The sequence below is a fragment of the Streptomyces litmocidini genome (assembly GCF_014649755.1).
GTDB lineage: Bacteria > Actinomycetota > Actinomycetes > Streptomycetales > Streptomycetaceae > Streptomyces > Streptomyces litmocidini.
Genome location: NZ_BMTQ01000001.1, coordinates 18,101 through 33,742 on the forward strand (window position 1 = coordinate 18,101; position 15,642 = coordinate 33,742).

The 15,642-nt window shown below is 71.9% G+C and carries 15 protein-coding genes; 6 read left to right on the forward strand and 9 right to left on the reverse strand.

Features of this window, described 5'->3' with window-relative positions; all coding sequences use genetic code 11:
- Positions 1-6 precede the first annotated feature (6 nt).
- The 3 genes from IE180_RS00070 to ureA are packed head-to-tail and all read right to left on the reverse strand — an operon-like array spanning position 7 to position 3,417.
- Positions 7-1,026, reverse strand: a complete 1,020-nt coding sequence (locus IE180_RS00070; RefSeq protein WP_190154646.1) for an agmatine deiminase family protein — start codon at positions 1,024-1,026, stop codon at positions 7-9.
- Positions 1,027-1,036: 10 nt separating this feature from the next.
- Positions 1,037-2,719, reverse strand: coding sequence for an urease subunit alpha (locus IE180_RS00075; RefSeq protein ID WP_190154647.1), 1,683 nt, complete (start codon positions 2,717-2,719; stop codon positions 1,037-1,039).
- The gene (ureA, locus tag IE180_RS00080; protein ID WP_190154648.1) at positions 2,719-3,417 is read right to left on the reverse strand and encodes an urease subunit gamma; all 699 of its coding nucleotides are present in this window, start codon (positions 3,415-3,417) and stop codon (positions 2,719-2,721) included. Before ureA ends, IE180_RS00075 begins: the two co-directional genes overlap by 1 nt.
- Before the next feature lie 146 nt (positions 3,418-3,563).
- On the opposite strand from ureA, the gene IE180_RS00085 reads away from it, so the two are divergent.
- Entirely contained in the window at positions 3,564-4,985 is a 1,422-nt protein-coding gene (locus IE180_RS00085; protein WP_190154649.1) for a cytosine permease, read from the forward strand.
- Positions 4,986-4,999: 14 nt separating this feature from the next.
- Here the strand turns inward: IE180_RS00085 and IE180_RS00090 are convergent, their stop codons facing one another.
- The 3 genes from IE180_RS00090 to IE180_RS37055 all read right to left on the reverse strand — a co-directional run bounded on the left by IE180_RS00090 (position 5,000) and on the right by IE180_RS37055 (position 7,610).
- Positions 5,000-6,091: a branched-chain amino acid aminotransferase gene (locus IE180_RS00090; protein WP_190154650.1), complete on the reverse strand. Its 1,092-nt coding sequence runs from the start codon at positions 6,089-6,091 to the stop codon at positions 5,000-5,002.
- 255 nt (positions 6,092-6,346) lie between these two features.
- Positions 6,347-7,387: a 3-isopropylmalate dehydrogenase gene (locus IE180_RS00095; RefSeq protein WP_190154651.1), complete on the reverse strand. Its 1,041-nt coding sequence runs from the start codon at positions 7,385-7,387 to the stop codon at positions 6,347-6,349.
- A gap of 91 nt (positions 7,388-7,478) precedes the next feature.
- Positions 7,479-7,610, reverse strand: coding sequence for a hypothetical protein (locus tag IE180_RS37055; RefSeq protein ID WP_256341282.1), 132 nt, complete (start codon positions 7,608-7,610; stop codon positions 7,479-7,481).
- Positions 7,611-7,910: 300 nt separating this feature from the next.
- Here IE180_RS37055 and IE180_RS00100 point away from each other — a divergent pair, with 300 nt between their 5' ends.
- The 3 genes from IE180_RS00100 to IE180_RS00110 all read left to right on the forward strand — a co-directional run bounded on the left by IE180_RS00100 (position 7,911) and on the right by IE180_RS00110 (position 10,374).
- Positions 7,911-8,252 carry a PadR family transcriptional regulator gene (locus IE180_RS00100; protein WP_190154652.1) on the forward strand — a complete coding sequence of 114 codons (342 nt, stop codon included), beginning with the start codon at positions 7,911-7,913 and terminating at the stop codon, positions 8,250-8,252.
- Positions 8,249-8,986 carry a hypothetical protein gene (locus tag IE180_RS00105; protein ID WP_190154653.1) on the forward strand — a complete coding sequence of 246 codons (738 nt, stop codon included), beginning with the start codon at positions 8,249-8,251 and terminating at the stop codon, positions 8,984-8,986. Before IE180_RS00100 ends, IE180_RS00105 begins: the two co-directional genes overlap by 4 nt.
- Before the next feature lie 509 nt (positions 8,987-9,495).
- Entirely contained in the window at positions 9,496-10,374 is an 879-nt protein-coding gene (locus tag IE180_RS00110; RefSeq protein ID WP_190154654.1) for an alpha/beta fold hydrolase, read from the forward strand.
- 203 nt (positions 10,375-10,577) lie between these two features.
- On the opposite strand, the gene IE180_RS00115 is transcribed toward IE180_RS00110, so the two are convergent.
- Positions 10,578-11,228 (reverse strand): hypothetical protein, encoded by a 651-nt coding sequence (locus IE180_RS00115; RefSeq protein WP_190154655.1) that lies wholly within the window; start codon positions 11,226-11,228, stop codon positions 10,578-10,580.
- Positions 11,229-11,234: 6 nt separating this feature from the next.
- Here IE180_RS00115 and IE180_RS00120 point away from each other — a divergent pair, with 6 nt between their 5' ends.
- Positions 11,235-11,402: a hypothetical protein gene (locus IE180_RS00120; protein WP_190154656.1), complete on the forward strand. Its 168-nt coding sequence runs from the start codon at positions 11,235-11,237 to the stop codon at positions 11,400-11,402.
- Between the two features lie 348 nt (positions 11,403-11,750).
- On the opposite strand, the gene pruA is transcribed toward IE180_RS00120, so the two are convergent.
- Together pruA and IE180_RS00130 are read right to left on the reverse strand one after the other, a co-directional pair.
- Entirely contained in the window at positions 11,751-13,382 is a 1,632-nt protein-coding gene (gene pruA / locus IE180_RS00125) for an L-glutamate gamma-semialdehyde dehydrogenase (RefSeq protein ID WP_190154657.1), read from the reverse strand.
- 30 nt (positions 13,383-13,412) lie between these two features.
- The gene (locus IE180_RS00130; RefSeq protein WP_190154658.1) at positions 13,413-14,339 is read right to left on the reverse strand and encodes a proline dehydrogenase family protein; all 927 of its coding nucleotides are present in this window, start codon (positions 14,337-14,339) and stop codon (positions 13,413-13,415) included.
- A 183-nt stretch (positions 14,340-14,522) separates the two neighbouring features.
- Here IE180_RS00130 and IE180_RS00135 point away from each other — a divergent pair, with 183 nt between their 5' ends.
- Complete coding sequence (locus IE180_RS00135) at positions 14,523-15,635, forward strand: PucR family transcriptional regulator (protein ID WP_190154659.1); 1,113 nt, start codon at positions 14,523-14,525, stop codon at positions 15,633-15,635.
- Positions 15,636-15,642: the final 7 nt, after the last annotated feature.

Genomic DNA, 15,642 nt, shown 5'->3' on the forward strand with positions numbered 1-15,642 from the left:
CGGATTTCAGACCTTCGGCTGCTGCTGCGTGATGCAGTGGATGCCGCCGCCGCCCGCGAAGATCGTCCGGGCGTCGACGAGGACGACCTCTCGCTCAGGGAAGAGGCGGCGGAAGATCTCGGCGGCCAGTTCGTCGTGGGGGTCGTCGAAGGCGCAGAGGACGACGCCGTCGTTGCACAGGTAGTGGTTGATGTACGAGTAGTCGACCCAGTCGCCCTCCTCGTCCTTGAGGACGGTCGGGGCCGGGATCTCGATGACCTCCAGGGCGCGGCCCCGGGCGTCGGTCTGGCCGCGCAGGATGTCGACGTACGTCCGGGAGCGCTCGTAGTCGGGGTGGGCCGGGTCCTGCTGGCTGTGGACGAGGACCGTGCCGGGGCGGGCGAAGGCGGCGACGATGTCGACGTGGCCCTGGGTGCCGTACAGGCCGTAGTCACCGGCGAGGCCGTGGGGCAGCCAGATCGCCTTCGTCGTGCCGAGCTTGGCGTGGACCTCCTGCTCGACCTGCTCGCGGGTCCACTCGGGGTTGCGGCCGGAGCCGAGCTGCACGGTGTCGGTGAGGAGGACGGTGCCCTCGCCGTCGACGTGGATCGCGCCGCCCTCGTTCACCAGCGGAGAGGACAGCACGGGGACCCCCGCCACGTCCGCGACATGGCGGGCGATCTTGGAGTCGTGCTCCCAGCGGGCCCAGTCCTGGGCGCCCCAGCCGTTGAACACCCAGTCGACGGCGGCGAGTTCGGTGCCGTTCGTGACGAAGGTCGGGCCGATGTCCCGCATCCAGGCGTCGTCGAGCTCGCGCTCGACGAGCTCGACGTCCGGGCCGAGGAGGGCCGCTGCCGACTCCGCGTCGCCGGGCGCGACGACCATCGTGACGGGCTCGAAGCGGCGGACGGCGCGGGCCACCGACGCCCAGGCGGTACGGGCCTCGGCGAGCTCCTCCTCGTTGGTGAAGGTGGGGTTGGTGCTGGGCCAGGCCATCCAGGTGCGCTCGTGGGGGGTCCACTCGGCGGGCATGCGGTACGAGGTCATGAGTCGGGTCCTAGAGGAAGTAGAGGCGGTTGAGGGAGACGGACTCGGCCGCCTCGGAGCGGATCGGGGAGCCGTCGAGCGAGACGAGGCCCGTGCGGCCGTCGACCTGGACGTCGCCGACGCGGGAGTTGAGCCGCAGGTCGGCGGGGCCGATGCCGCGGGTGCCGCGCACGGCGACCCGGCGGCGCCGGGTGGGCATCGCGTCGGAGCCGAGGTCGACGGCGGCCTGCGCGACGAACGCGACGGAGATGTCGGCGGGCGTGGCGCCGTGCGCGCCGAACAGCGGTCCGAGGACGAGCGGTTCGCAGGTGTCGGTGGCGGCGTTCGGATCGCCCACGACCCCCCACGCGGGGAAGCCGTTCTTGATGACCATCTGCGGCTTGGCGCCGAAGAACTCCGGCCGCCACAGCACGATGTCGGCCATCTTCCCGACCTCGATCGAACCGATCTCGTGGGCGAGGCCGTGGGCGATCGCCGGGTTGATGGTGAGCTTGGCCATGTAGCGCAGCACGCGCGCGTTGTCGTCGTGCGCGCCGTCGCCCTCCAGGGGTCCGAGCTCGGCCTTCATCTTCCCGGCCATGGCGAAGGTCCGGCGTACGGTCTCGCCGGCCCTTCCCATCCCCTGCGCGTCGGAGGAGGTGATCCCGATCGCGCCGAGGTCGTGCAGGACGTCCTCCGCGCCCATCGTCCCGGCCCTGATCCGGTCGCGGGCCATCGCCGCGTCGCCGGGCAGGTCGGTCTTCAGGTCGTGGACGGAGACGATCATCCCGTAGTGCTCGGCGACGGCGTCGCGGCCGAAGGGGAGCGTGGGGTTGGTGGAGGAGCCGATGACGTTCGGCACGCCCGCCATCTTCAGGACGTTGGGGACGTGTCCGCCGCCGCAGCCCTCGATGTGGAAGGCGTGGATCGTACGACCCTCCAGGACCTTGAGGGTGTCCTCGACCGACAGGCACTCGTTCAGGCCGTCGGAGTGCAGGGCGACCTGGACGTCGTGCTCCTCGGCGACCCGCAGCGCGGTGTCCAGGGCTCGGGTGTGGGCGCCCATGTCCTCGTGGACCTTGAAGCCCGACGCCCCGCCCTCGGCGAGCGCCTCCACCAGCGGCGCCGGGTCCGAGGAGGAGCCGCGGGCGAGGAAGCCGATGTTGACCGGCCAGGCGTCGAAGGCGTTGAAGGCGTGCTTGAGCGCCCACGGCGAGTTGACGCCGACGCCCCAGACGGGGCCGAACTCCTGGCCGATGATCGTGGTGACGCCGCTGGCGAGCGAGGCCTCCATGATCCGCGGGGAGAGCAGGTGGACGTGGGTGTCGACGGCTCCGGCGGTGGCGATCAGGCCCTCGCCGGAGACGATCGAGGTGCCGGTGCCGACGACGACGTCGACCCCGTCGAGGGTGTCGGGGTTGCCGGCCCGCCCGATGGCGTGGATCCGGCCCTCGCGGATGCCGATCGACACCTTGCGGATGCCCTGCACGGCGTCGATGACCAGGACGTTGCTGATGACGACGTCGCAGGTCTCGCGGACGGCGGCGGCCTTCAGGTGGAGTCCGTCGCGGGCGGTCTTGCCGAAGCCGGCCAGGAACTCGTCCCCGGGCTTCTGGGAGTCGGACTCGACGCGGACGACGAGCCCGGAGTCGCCCAGGACGACGCGGTCCCCGGCGCGGGGGCCGTGCACGGATGCGTACTCGTACGGGTCCATCAGTCGTTCTCCTCGTCGGGCAGAACGCCCAGGTAGCCGCAGGCCCGCGCCCTGCGCAGCGCCTCTTCCTTCGCGCCGGGCGCGTCCAGCGGGCCGTCGACCAGCCCCGCGAAGCCGATGGCGACGCGGGCGCCGCCGATCGGGACGAGCCCGACCTCGGCCTCGCCGCCCGGGTCGAAGCGGAAGGAGGCCCCGGCCGGGATGGCGAGGCGCATGCCGTAGGCGGCGGCCCGGTCGAAGTCGAGCCGCGGGTTGACCTCGAAGAAGTGGAAGTGGGAGGTCACGCTCACGGGGACCGTCGCGGTGTTCCGTACGGAGAGGGTGAGCGCCGGTTCGGACCGGGGGTGCCCGGGGCCGGGCAGCAGCGCGCCGGGGGCCTCGGCGCCCAGGCCGCCCCCGCCGATCGGGTCGGAGACGACCGCGAGCCGCGAGCCGTCGTCGAAGACGGCTTCGACGTGGACCTCGGTGACCACGTCGGCGACGCCGGGCAGGACGTCGTCGGGGCCGAGGACGGAGCGGGCCGCCTCGATCGCCTCGGCGAGTCGCTTGCCGTCGCGGGCCGCCTCGCAGACGGTGTCCGCGATGAGGGCGGTCGCCTCGGGCACGTTGAGCCGCAGGCCCCGGGCCCGGCGGGCGCGGGCGAGCTCGGCGGCACCGAAGAGAAGCAGCCGGTCGCGTTCCGTGGGGGTCAGTCTCACGCCCCAAACACCTCCTGCAATTGCGACACGTTTGAGTGACACTCTAAATGTTGAGACGCGTGCTTCCAAGCATTGACGTCGTCGACAGGCGTAGGTCACATTGAGCGCCGCTCTAAAACTGTCCCCGTCCCCCGCAGGGAGTGCTCATGCCGATAGAACAGCGCGGAGTCGACACCATCCCCGAAGCGGAACGCACCAGCGGCCCCCGCGACCTCGTCTCGATCCTCCTCGGCTCCAACCTCTGTCTGGGGGTGATCGTCTTCGGCTGGCTGCCGGTCTCCTTCGGACTCGGCTTCTGGGCCTCGGTGACCTCCGTCGTCACCGGCACCCTCGTCGGCGTCGCGGTCACCGCCCCCCTCGCCCTCGTGTCCCTCCGCACCGCGACCAACCTCTCCACCTCCTCCGGCGCCTTCTTCGGCGTCCGCGGCCGGCTCGTCGGCTCCGTGGTGGGGCTGCTGCTCTCGCTGGGCTACACCGCGCTGACCCTCTGGATCGGCGGCGACGTGATGGTGGGCACGCTCTCCCGCCTCGTCGGCCTGCCGACCGGCGGCGCCGTCCACGCCCTCGTCTACGCGTTCCTCGCCGCCTGCACGGTGGTCGGCGCGGTGTACGGCTACCGGCTGCTGCTCCGGCTGAGCAAGGCGCTCGCGATCGGCATGACGGTGCTCCTCGCCATCGGCCTCGTCGCCTACGCCGGGGACTTCACCACGGCCGCCGTCCCGGACACCCCGTACCTGCTCGGATCCTTCTGGCCGACCTGGCTGCTCTCGGCCGTGGCCGCGGGACTCAGCGGACCGGTCGCCTTCATCACCCTGCTCGGCGACTACACCCGGTACGTCTCCCCCGAGCGGTACAGCGCGAAGACCGTGTGGCGGGCCACCTGCCTGGGTCTGACCGTCGGCCTGCTCGTCCCCCAGCTCTTCGGCACGTTCACGGCCCTGGCGGCGCGCGGCGGCCTGGACTACGCGGGCCCGCTCGTCGGCGCGTCGCCCGTCTGGTACCTCGTACCGCTGCTGATCTCCGCCACCGCCGGCTCCGTCGGCAACGCCGGACTGATGCTGTACTCGATGGGCCTCGACCTCGACGCGATCCTGCCGAAGGCCACGCGCGCGCGTGCCACCCTCGTCGTCGCGGCGGTGGCGACGGCCTTCGTCTTCGCCGGCCACTTCGCCTCGGACGCCCAGACGGCGATGACCTCGTTCGTGCTGCTGCTCACCGCGATCGGGACCCCCTGGGCGGTGATCACCCTGATCGGGCACGCGCGCTGCGGCGGGACGTACGACCCGGAGGCGCTCCAGGTCTTCAACCAGCGCTCGCGCGGCGGGATCTACTGGTACTCGGCGGGCTGGCACCCGCGCGCCACCGTCTCCTGGGCGGTCGGCGCGGCGGTCGGCCTGGCCGCGGTGTCGACGCCGCTCTACGAGGGGCCGCTACTCGCCCTGACCGGCGGGATCGACTGCAGCTTCGTCCTCTCGGGCATCGTGGGCGGAGCGCTGTACGCCGTCCTGACGCCGAACGGGGCTCCCGGGACCGTGACGGCCCCGGAAGCCCTGGCGACGACGGAGTAGCTAACCCCACCGGCTCACTTGCCGAGCTCGTGCATCCAGCCGTGCGTGTCCTCGGCCTTGCCGGTCTGGATGGCGAGCAGCGCCTCGCGCAGCTTCATCGTGACCTCGCCGGGCTCGCCGCCCGACTGCCGCCACTCGCCCCGGGCGGACTTGACCAGACCGACCGGGGTGATGACGGCGGCGGTGCCGCAGGCGAAGACCTCGGTGAGGGTGCCGTTCTCGGTGTCGGCCTGCCACTGGTCGATGGAGACGCGGGCCTCCTCGGACTCGTAGCCGAGGTCCTGGGCGACCTTGAGGAGCGAGTCGCGGGTGATGCCCGCGAGCAGGGAGCCGGTGAGGGTGGGGGTGACGATCTTGTTCCCGTACACGAAGTACAGGTTCATGCCGCCGAGTTCCTCGACCCACTTGTGCTCGACCGCGTCGAGGTAGCAGACCTGGTCGCAGCCCTTGGCCGCCGCCTCGGCCTGCGCGAGCAGGGAGGCCGCGTAGTTGCCGCCGGTCTTGGCGTCGCCGACGCCGCCGGGGACGGCGCGGACGCGGTCCTCCGAGGCCCAGATGGAGACGGGCTTCACGCCGCCCGCGAAGTACGGGCCGGCCGGCGAGGCGATGACGACGAACAGGTACTCGTTGGCCGGGCGGACACCGAGGCCGACCTCGGTGGCGATCATGAACGGACGCAGGTAGAGCGAGTCCTCGCCGCCGTGCGCCGGAACCCAGGCCTCGTCCTGCCGGACGAGCGCGTCACACGCCTCGACGAAGGTCTCGACCGGCAGCTCGGGCATGCCCAGCCGGTGGGCGGAGGCCTGGAAGCGGCGGGCGTTGGCGTCGGGCCGGAAGGTGGCGACGGAGCCGTCGGGGCGGCGGTAGGCCTTCAGGCCCTCGAAGATCTCCTGCGCGTAGTGCAGGACGTTCGTGGCCGGGTCCAGGGAGAGCGGGCCGTACGGCACGAGCTGGCCGTCGTGCCAGCCGCGGCCCTCGGTCCACCGGATGGTGACCATGTGGTCGGTGAAGTGGCGGCCGAATCCCGGGTTGGCCAGGATCGCCTCGCGCTCCGCGTCGGACAGCGGGCTGGAGGAGGGCTTGAGCTCGATCGTGGGCGTCGTCATGAGTGCGTGTCCTTCACCGGTTGTGATGGGGAGGACCGCGCGCACGGCGCCGTCGGGGACTGTCGTCCCTGACGAGTCGGCGTCCGGGCATGCCCGTGTGCCGCGGCCCCACGTTCGATTATCGCTCGCGGGGACCGGTGCGGAAAACGGGTGCGCGCGGTCCGGGGTTCGGGGGGCGCCCCGCGGCCGCGCAAGGAACAGCCGCCGGGCGCTGGTGCGACCCGGCGGCTGCTGTGTGGTGTCAGTCGGCGCGGGTCAGCTCGCTACTCGCGCGGCGAGCGCGTCGCCGATCTCGTCCGTCGTGCGGAAGGAGTCGCCGCGCTCGGTGAGGTCGGCCGCGACGGCCTCCTCGACCCGGGCGGCCTCGGCCTCGTAGCCGAGGTGGCGGAGCAGGAGGGCGACGGAGAGGACGGTGGCCGTGGGGTCGGCCTTGCCCTGGCCCGCGATGTCCGGCGCGGAGCCGTGGACCGGCTCGAACATGGACGGGAACTCGCCGCTCGGGTTGATGTTGCCCGAGGCGGCGACGCCGATGCCGCCGGAGACGGCCGCGGCGAGGTCGGTGATGATGTCGCCGAAGAGGTTGTCGGTGACGATCACGTCGAAGCGGGCCGGGTCGGTGACGAGGAAGATCGTCGCGGCGTCGACGTGCAGGTAGTCGGTGGTGACCTCGGGGTACTCCTGGGCCACCTTGTGGAAGGTGTCCGTCCAGAGGTGGCCGGCGAAGGTCAGCACGTTGTTCTTGTGGACCAGCGTCAGCTTCTTGCGCGGGCGGGCCTGGGCGCGGGCGAAGGCGTCCCGGACCACGCGCTCGACACCGAAGGCGGTGTTGACCGAGACCTCGGTGGCGACCTCGTGCGGGGTGCCCTTGCGGATGGTGCCGCCGTTGCCCGTGTACGGGCCCTCGGTGCCCTCGCGGACCACGACGAAGTCGATCTCGGGCTGCCCGGCGAGCGGGGTGGCCACGCCGGGGAGCAGCTTCGAGGGACGCAGGTTCACGTGGTGGTCGAAGGCGAAGCGGAGCTTCAGCAGGAAGCCGCGCTCCAGGACGCCGGAGGGCACCGACGGGTCGCCGATGGCGCCGAGCAGGATGGCGTCGTGCTTCTTGAGGGAGGCGAGGTCGGCGTCGGTGAGGGTCTCACCGGTGGCGTGGTAGCGCCTGGCGCCGAAGTCGTACTCCTCGGTCTCCAGCTTCACGTCCTGGGGAAGGACGGCCGCGAGGATCTTGAGGCCCTGGGCCACGACCTCCTGGCCGATGCCGTCGCCGGGAATGACTGCGAGATTGATGCTGTGAGACATGTCGGCACCCTACTCTTCGTCCCATCGTCTGACACGTTCCGTCCGCCATGTGGACGAAGCGCCATGTCGCGGGACGGGATCCGGGGCGGGATCAGTGACCGGTGGAGCCGCCGTTGTCGCGGCGGTCGAGGGCCCGCTGGAGGGCGGCGGCGGCGTTCTGGCGGGCCTCGTCGCTGGGACGGTTGGCGGAGTGGCGGACGCGGCGGGCGGTCTGAGCGGCCATGGGGGATCGACTCCTCGAGATCAGTGGTGATCCGGACGTGCGGAGATCAGTGGTGATCGAAGGCGCCGGAAGGGGCGGGGAGCGCCGCCACAGGGATTGCCTGCGCAGGGCGTCGCGCTCTCGGCCGCCATTCGCTTGATGAAGCGAGACGTTCGGCTCCTACAAAGCTAGGGCAGGCTTCCGCATCTGTCTCCACAGTTACTCGGACTTCCTACTATCTGAGACGGCGCCGCACCCTCCGTGCCGCACGGTTCGCCTACCTAGATTGCTTTCCTACCTAGGTAGTGATCTGATGTGCCCATGGCCGCAGACCGCAGATCCAGCTGGCTCAAGGGCGTCCTCGACCTGCTCGTCCTCTCCTGCCTGACCGACGGAGAGAGCTACGGGTACGAGATCGCGAAGGCGCTCGACGGGGCGGGCCTGGGCGAGATCAAGGGCGGGACGCTCTATCCCGTACTGAACCGCCTGGAGCAGGCCGGGCTGGTGGAGGCCGAGTTCCGCGCCGCCGAGCGCGGGCCCGGGCGCCGCTACTACCGGCTCACCGACCCGGGCCGGGCGCACCTCACGGCCGAGAGCGAGGCCTGGTCGGAGTTCCACCGGGCCGTACGGACGCAACTGCACGCAGGGGGAACCGCATCATGACCACCGACGCCTACTTCGCCGAGCTGACCGACGCGCTGCGCGCCGCGGGGGTGCCCGAGGAGCAGATCGCGCGGACGACCGACGAGCTGCGCGGGCACCTCGCGGAGACGGGGACCTCCCCGGAGGAGGAGTTCGGGCCGGCCGAGGGCTTCGCGGCCCGGCTGGGCGGGCCGGTCCCGGCCCCCGGGGAGCCGGACGGGGCGGCGGAGCACTGGACGTGGACCGCCGACCTCTTCAACGACCGCCGGATGCTGGACGTCCACGGCGCCCAGGGCTGGGAGGTGGAGGGCCTGGACTCCCTCGGCCGCTTCGTCTGCCGCCGCGCGCCGGGGGTCGCGCTCGCCTGGGAGTACCGCCGCGAGGTGATCACCGGGCGCAGGCGGGCCCGCGTCCTCGACGAGCTCACGCCGGAGGGCTGGGAGCTGTGCGGCGAGTGGCTGGTGTACGGCTACTTCAAGCGGCCGCGCGCGGCGACGGCCGGGCCGGCGGGCGCCGTGGAGGCGCCGCCGGCAGCCCCGCACCGGTGGCTGTTCCTGAGCCGCCGGGGCAAGGCGGCGCTCGCGGTGTGGTGCGTCCTGGTGGGCGGCGCGCTGACCTCGTTCCTCGCCGGAGGGATCGGGCCCTCCGGGCTCGCGATCGCGGTCGCCGTCGTTTCGTCGCTCTCCGCCGTGTACACCTCCCGCCTGGAGACGGCGGCGGGCGACGCCCGGAAGAAGGCCACCGACCGGCGCTGACGCGTCCTCACGTCACGTCGCCGTCCCGCCGGTCGAAGGCCGGCGGGACGGCGGGGCCCGGCAGGGTTCCTCCACCGGCGGGGCGCAGGAGGACGAAGCCCTCCCCCTCCTCGGCGGGGCGGACGACCCCCGGGCCCGAGCGCTTCGAGGCGTCCCTCGCGGAGCCGCCGGCCGCGCGCCCGGTAGAGCGCGGCCCCCTCGGCGGAGGCGCCGAGCGCCCCGAAGGCGTACGCCCCGTCGGTCACCCGCTCCGGCCCGGCCGTCACCCCGCCGCCGAGCCCCCGCCGTCGGCGGTCCCGCCGTCGGCGGTCCCGCCGGACGGCGACCCCTTCCACGCGTCCGACGCGGTGCGGGCACCCCCGGTGGAGCGCCCGGCGCCGCACGACGGCGCCGTGGGCGGCGATGCCCCCCCCACAGACACCTAACCGCTGAATAACCATTGACAGGTTAGGTTCGCTCCTGATTGAGTCGCCCCATAACCGGTGAGCGACAAATGAGGGGTTAGAACAATGTCCGTGCTGCCGACCCACCACCGCACCGTCACCGTCCGGGGCCACGAGATCGCCTACCGCGAGGCCGGACCGGCCGACGCCCCCGTACTGCTCCTGCTGCACGGCTTCCCCACCAGCTCGCACATGTTCCGCGACCTGATCCCCCTGCTCGCCGGCTCCCACCGGCTCATCGCCCCCGACCACCTGGGCTTCGGCCGCAGCGCCGCACCCTCCGCCGCCGACTTCGACTACACCTTCGCCGGACTGGCCGCGCTCACCGCCGAGTTCACCGAGGCCCTCGGCCTGGACCGGTTCGCGCTCTACATCCAGGACTACGGCGCCCCCATCGGCCTGCGCCTCGCCCTCGCCCACCCCGAGCGGATCACCGCGATCGTCACCCAGAACGGCAACGCCTACGAGGAGGGACTCGGCGCCGAGGCCTGGGCCCCCGTCCTCGCCCTGATCGAGGAGCGCACCCCCGAGACCGAGGGGCCGGTCCGCGCCATCCGCTCCCTGGACGGCATCCGGTGGCAGTACGAGACGGGCGTCCCCGCCGCGTACCGGGACCTGCTCAGCCCCGACGCCTGGCACCACGACGCGGCCCTGATGGCCCGCGAGGGCCAGGACGACATCCAGCTGGGCCTGATCGCCGACTACGGCTCCAACTTCGCCCTCTACCCGGCCTTCCAGGAGTACTTCCGCACCTCCCGGGTCCCCCTCCTCGCCGTCTGGGGCGAGGGCGACCAGGTCTTCGTCCCCGCCGGCGCCGAGGCCTTCCGCCGCGACCTCCCGGACGCCGAGGTCCACCTGCTGCCCACGGGCCACTTCGCCCTGGAGACCCACGCGCCGCAGATCGCCTCACTGATCGGCGACTTCCTGGGGCGCCGCCTGTCCTGACCCGCTCTCCGGCCCGGCGGACGGAGACGGGCCGGGGCCCAGGGCCCCGGCCAGCCGAAGGCACACCCGGACGCGCTCGGAGGGGGCGCAGTCGGACAGCATCGCCCGTACGTGACGGACGATGAGCAGGTCCCGGACGGTCCGGGCCACCGCCGGCAGCACCCCCAGGGCGAGAACCACCAGCGCGAACACCACGTCCCCCCTCACAGGTACCGTCGCAGGTTGGTCGCGGCGATCCGGTCGCGGTCCGCCGCATCGCCGTCGCGGCACCATGACGGGTTCAGACAGCGGAGGACGACGCTGGCGTCCCCCAGGTCGATCCGCTCCTCATGAGGCTCGCGGGCGAAGGCGGGTCGGAAGTCGATCGACTCGGTCCCGGTCTCGATTCCGCTGCCGCGCAGGGCGGCGGCCAGCTCCCCGGCCGGCATGCCGCAGCACCACTCGAGAACGATGTCGTGGTGGTGGTGGGTGTACGTGTTGACCCACCCGTGCGAGGAACCGGCGCGGTTGATCAACAGGGGCCTGCGAAGGACCCTGCTGAAAAGCAGGTCCCGGGCCCCGGGGGTCCAGTGGAGTCCGCCGTCCGTGTTCCAGTCGGCGAGCTCGTCGCTCTCGGCGCGCGAGAGCCGGTCCGGCTCGTCCCGCCAGACCGGGGACAGCCCTTCTCCGACGGCCGGGAGCACCGGCCCGCCCCGGACGTCCAGCCCCTCCAGCCGTAGACGGGCGGAGGACCCGGCGTCAGCCAGGAACCAGTCACCGGCACGACGGCGCACCCGCAGACCGGCCACTCCCCGCAGACCGCCGTAGTCCGCGTCGAACACGGGGAGGAGATCGGCCAGCATCCGCCTCGCCATGACCGGATGGAGACACAACGTGATCCGCTCGCCCTCCAGCCGCACTCCCCGCAGCCCGAGGACGGCACTGTCGAGCTGCCGGTCGCGGAGAGCATCCGCCAGGGTGTGCGCGACACGGGCCTCGAAGCACCTCTGCTCGGCCGTGGCGGCGTCGGGAACAGGCCGACGCAGTGAAACGAGGCCTTCCGCCGCCGAGGTGAGGCAGAGGTTGTACCCCATACCGGTCGCACGACTGCACACGGTGGCCGCGCGCTTCCGATTGCTCTGTCGTTTGGACATACGTCTCCCCGTGACCCTGCCCGGCACGATCACTGAGGGCGCACGTACATCCTGACAACCACGCATCGCCGCAGGTGGGTTCGTGAGAGCCCTTCGCTCCCCTTGGGTGTTGCCGGGACCCCAAGGTCTGGAACGCGTCCCCATGCCGACGCCCCGTCAGGCTAACGCATGAGAACCGCCCCCGTCCTGGATTGGGGGGCCAGGAGGGGGGCGGTGATCAGGAGCCTCCACGAGGCGGGGGCGTCAGCCCATGTGCGGGTAGCCGTACTCGGTCGGCGGGACCAGCGTCTCCTTGATGGCGCGGGTCAGCGTCCAGCGCATCAGGTTCTGCGGGGCGCCGGCCTTGTCGTTGGTGCCGGAGGCGCGACCGCCGCCGAAGGGCTGCTGGCCGACGACGGCGCCGGTCGACTTGTCGTTGATGTAGAAGTTGCCCGCGGCGAAGCGGAGCTTCTCCATCGTGTACGCGGCGGCCGCGCGGTCGCCGGAGATGACCGAGCCGGTGAGGGCGTAGTCCGAGACCGACTCCATCTGGGTCAGCATCTCGTCGTACTTGTCGTCCTCGTAGACGTGGACCGCCAGGATCGGGCCGAAGTACTCGGCCTTGAAGACCTCGTTCTCCGGGTCGTCGCAGACGATGACGGTCGGACGGACGAAGTAGCCCACCGAGTCGTGGTAGGTGCCACCGGCGATGATCGTGCAGCTCGGGTCGGCCGCGGCACGGTCGATCGCCGCCTTGTTCTTGGCGAACGAGCGCTCGTCGATGACGGCGCCGATGAAGTTCGACAGGTCGGTGACGTCACCCATGGCGATGCCGTCGACCTCGGCCGCGAACTCCTCCTTGAAGCCGTCGTTCCAGATCGACGCCGGGACGTAGGCGCGGGAGGACGCGGAGCACTTCTGGCCCTGGAACTCGAAGGAGCCACGGGTCAGCGCCGTCTTCAGGACGGCGCGGTCGGCGCTGGGGTGGGCGACGACGAAGTCCTTGCCGCCGGTCTCGCCGACGATCCGCGGGTACGAGCGGTACTTCTCGATGTTGTTGCCGACCGTCTTCCACAGGTGCTGGAAGGTCTTGGTCGAGCCGGTGAAGTGGATGCCGGCCAGGTCGCGGTGGTTCAGGGCCACCTCGGAGACGGCGATGCCGTCGCCGGTCACCAGGTTGATGACGCCCTTCGGCAGGCCGGCCTCCTCCAGGAGCTCCATGAGGAGCACGGCGGAGTGGGTCTGCGTCGGGGACGGCTTCCAGACCACCACGTTGCCCATGAGGGCGGGGGCGGTGGGCAGGTTGCCCGCGATGGCGGTGAAGTTGAAGGGGGTGATCGCGTAGACGAAGCCCTCCAGCGGGCGGTGGTCCAGACGGTTCCACACACCCGGGGAGTTCGCCGGCGGCTGCTCGGCGAGGATCTGGCGGGCGTACGCCACGTTGAAGCGCCAGAAGTCGACGAGCTCGCACGGGGTGTCGATCTCGGCCTGCTGGGCGGTCTTCGACTGGCCGAGCATGGTGGACGCGGCCAGCGTCTCGCGCCACGGGCCGGCGAGCAGCTCGGCGGCGCGCAGGATGATCGCGGCGCGGTCGTCGAAGGACATCGCGCGCCAGGCCGGGGCGGCGGCCAGGGCGGCGTCGATGGCGTCCTGGGCGTCCTGCTCGGTGGCGCCGCGGAAGGTGCCGATGACGGCCTTGTGGTTGTGCGGCTGGACGACCTTGAACTCCTCGCCGCCACCGAGGCGCTTCACGCCACCGATGGTCATCGGCAGCTCGCGCGGGTTCTCGGCCAGCTCCTTGAGCTTGGTCTCCAGGCGGAGGCGCTCGGGGGAACCGGGGGCGTAGCTGTGCACCGGCTCGTTGACCGGAGCGGGGACCTGGGTGACAGCGTCCATGAGTCTCGATACTCCTTGTGAGAGGTGGGCTCAGCCCTTGGTGAGGATGGAGCGGACGAAGAAGAGGAGGTTGGCCGGCTTCTCCGCGAGGCGGCGCATGAAGTAGCCGTACCAGTCGGTGCCGTACGCGGTGTAGACGCGCATGCGGTGGCCCTCGGCGGCGAGCCGGTTCTGCTCCTCGCTGCGGATGCCGTACAGCATCTGGAACTCGTACTCGTCCAGCTTGCGCCCGGCGCGGCGGGCCAGCTCCTGGCCGATGGAGATCAGGCGCGGGTCGTGCGAGCCGATCATCGGGTAGCCCGTGCCGTCCATCAGGATCTTCATGATCCGGACGTACGCCTTGTCGATCTCGGCCTTGTCCTGGAGGGCGACGGAGGCGGGCTCCTTGTAGGCGCCCTTCACGATCCGGACGCGGGAGCCGTTCGCGGCGAGGCGTCGGGCGTCGTCCTCGGTGCGGAAGAGGTAGGCCTGGATGACGCAGCCGGTCTGCGGGAAGTCCTTCCGCAGCTCCTCGTGGATGGCGAACATCGAGTCGAGGGTGGTGTGGTCCTCGGCGTCCAGGGTGACGGTGGTGCCGATCTCGGCGGCGGCGGCGACGACCGGGCGCACGTTGGCGAGGGCCAGCTCGTGGCCGTTCTCGAGCGACTGGCCGAACATCGACAGCTTCACGGACATCTCGGCGCGGGCGCCGAGGCCCAGCTCCTTGAGGCGGCCGATGAGCTCCAGGTAGGCGTCCCGGGCGGCGTACGACTGCTCGACGGTGGTGATGTCCTCACCGACGACGTCGAGGGTGACCTCCAGGCCGCGGCCGCTCAGCTCGGAGACGATCGGGACGACGTCGTCGACCGTCTCGCCGGCGATGAAGCGGGCGACGACCTGCTTGGTCCCGGGGGCGGCCGAAACGAGACGGCGCATCTTGTCGCTGCGCGACGCGGCGAGGATCACGGGACCCAGCACGGGAACCTCCAGAAGGACAGGGTGACGAAAGGTGCCCTACCCGGTCTTTTGCAAAGAACCGGGAACAGCACGAAGAACCACCGTGAAACCTATGGACCGCTCCGATCGTCCGCCATCTACAGCTGTCACGCATCCGTGCACGGCATCTCATACACATGTCTGAGCGGGTGCGAGAATGGCGCCGTGAAGGGCGATTACCAAGAACTGGTGGACGAGATCTCCGCGCTGCTGGGCGCACCGGCGACGCTGGAGAACCGCGACTTCGGGCTGATCGCCTTCGGCGCCCACGACAGCGACGACGACACCGCGATGGACCCCGTCCGGACGCGGTCGATCCTGACCCGGAAGTCGACCCCGGCGGTCCGCGCCTGGTTCGAGGGCTTCGGCATCACCCGGGCGACGGGCCCCGTCCGCATCCCGGCCGCTCCGGACGCCGGGGTGTTCCGGGACCGCCTCTGCCTGCCCGTACGCCATCGGGGGGTCGTCCTCGGGTACGTCTGGCTGCTGGACGCCGAGCCCGGCCCCACGCCCGCCCAGCTCACGGCCGCGATGGAGGTCGCCACCCGGATCGGCGCGCTCCTCGCCGACGAGGAGCGCGCGGACGCCGACCTCTCGCGCGAGTTCGCCGCGGCCCTGACCGCCGGACGCGGCTGGCAGAGCGACATGGCCGTCGCGGCGCTCAGGGTGGCCCTGGGCCCCGGCGCGGACGGTCTGCACACCGTCGTCTGCGTGACCCCCTGGCGGGGCGAGGCCCCTTCGATCCGGGCGGTCCCGGGCGCGGCGGCGGTCGCCGTGCTCCCCGAGGGCGAGTCCCTCGCCGTCCTCGTACGGCTGCGCACGGTCGAGGACCTCTCCCCCGCCCACACGGCCGCCGACCGGCTGCGCGCCGCCGCTCCCGCCGGCGTCGCCACCCCCCGCCGGGGCCTCGCGGAGCTCCCGGCGGCCTGGCGCGAGGCCAACACGGCGGCCCGCGCCGCCACGGCCCAGCCGACGCTCGGCCCGGTCGCGGAGTGGGCCGGGATCGGCCCGTACCGCCTGCTGGCGGCGCTGTACCACCCGGAGGTCGACCCCGTCGTCGCACCGCTGATCACCCCCGCCCACGCCGAACTGGCCCGCACCGCCGAGGCGTTCCTCGACAACGCGGGCCAGGCGGGCCGCACGGCGGCGGCCCTGGGCATCCACCGCCAGACCCTCTACTACCGGCTGTCCCGGGTCGAACAGCTCACGGGCCTGGACCTGGACAACGGCGAGGACCGCCTCCTGCTGCACATGTCCCTGAAGTCGGCCCGGCTCTGAACGTCGC

Excerpts from the sequence above, each read along its gene's own strand:
- IE180_RS00070 (WP_190154646.1), bottom strand. The coding sequence starts at position 1,026 with ATGACCTCGTACCGCATGCCCGCCGAGTGGACCCCCCACGAGCGCACC.
- IE180_RS00075 (WP_190154647.1), bottom strand. The coding sequence starts at position 2,719 with ATGGACCCGTACGAGTACGCATCCGTGCACGGCCCCCGCGCCGGGGAC.
- IE180_RS00120 (WP_190154656.1), top strand. The coding sequence starts at position 11,235 with ATGGAGACACAACGTGATCCGCTCGCCCTCCAGCCGCACTCCCCGCAG.
- IE180_RS00100 (WP_190154652.1), top strand. The coding sequence starts at position 7,911 with ATGGCCGCAGACCGCAGATCCAGCTGGCTCAAGGGCGTCCTCGACCTG.
- IE180_RS00085 (WP_190154649.1), top strand. The coding sequence starts at position 3,564 with ATGCCGATAGAACAGCGCGGAGTCGACACCATCCCCGAAGCGGAACGC.
- IE180_RS00110 (WP_190154654.1), top strand. The coding sequence starts at position 9,496 with ATGTCCGTGCTGCCGACCCACCACCGCACCGTCACCGTCCGGGGCCAC.
- IE180_RS00105 (WP_190154653.1), top strand. The coding sequence starts at position 8,249 with ATGACCACCGACGCCTACTTCGCCGAGCTGACCGACGCGCTGCGCGCC.
- IE180_RS00095 (WP_190154651.1), bottom strand. The coding sequence starts at position 7,387 with ATGTCTCACAGCATCAATCTCGCAGTCATTCCCGGCGACGGCATCGGC.
- IE180_RS00090 (WP_190154650.1), bottom strand. The coding sequence starts at position 6,091 with ATGACGACGCCCACGATCGAGCTCAAGCCCTCCTCCAGCCCGCTGTCC.
- IE180_RS37055 (WP_256341282.1), bottom strand. The coding sequence starts at position 7,610 with ATGGCCGCTCAGACCGCCCGCCGCGTCCGCCACTCCGCCAACCGTCCC.
- IE180_RS00115 (WP_190154655.1), bottom strand. The coding sequence starts at position 11,228 with ATGGCGAGGCGGATGCTGGCCGATCTCCTCCCCGTGTTCGACGCGGAC.
- pruA (WP_190154657.1), bottom strand. The coding sequence starts at position 13,382 with ATGGACGCTGTCACCCAGGTCCCCGCTCCGGTCAACGAGCCGGTGCAC.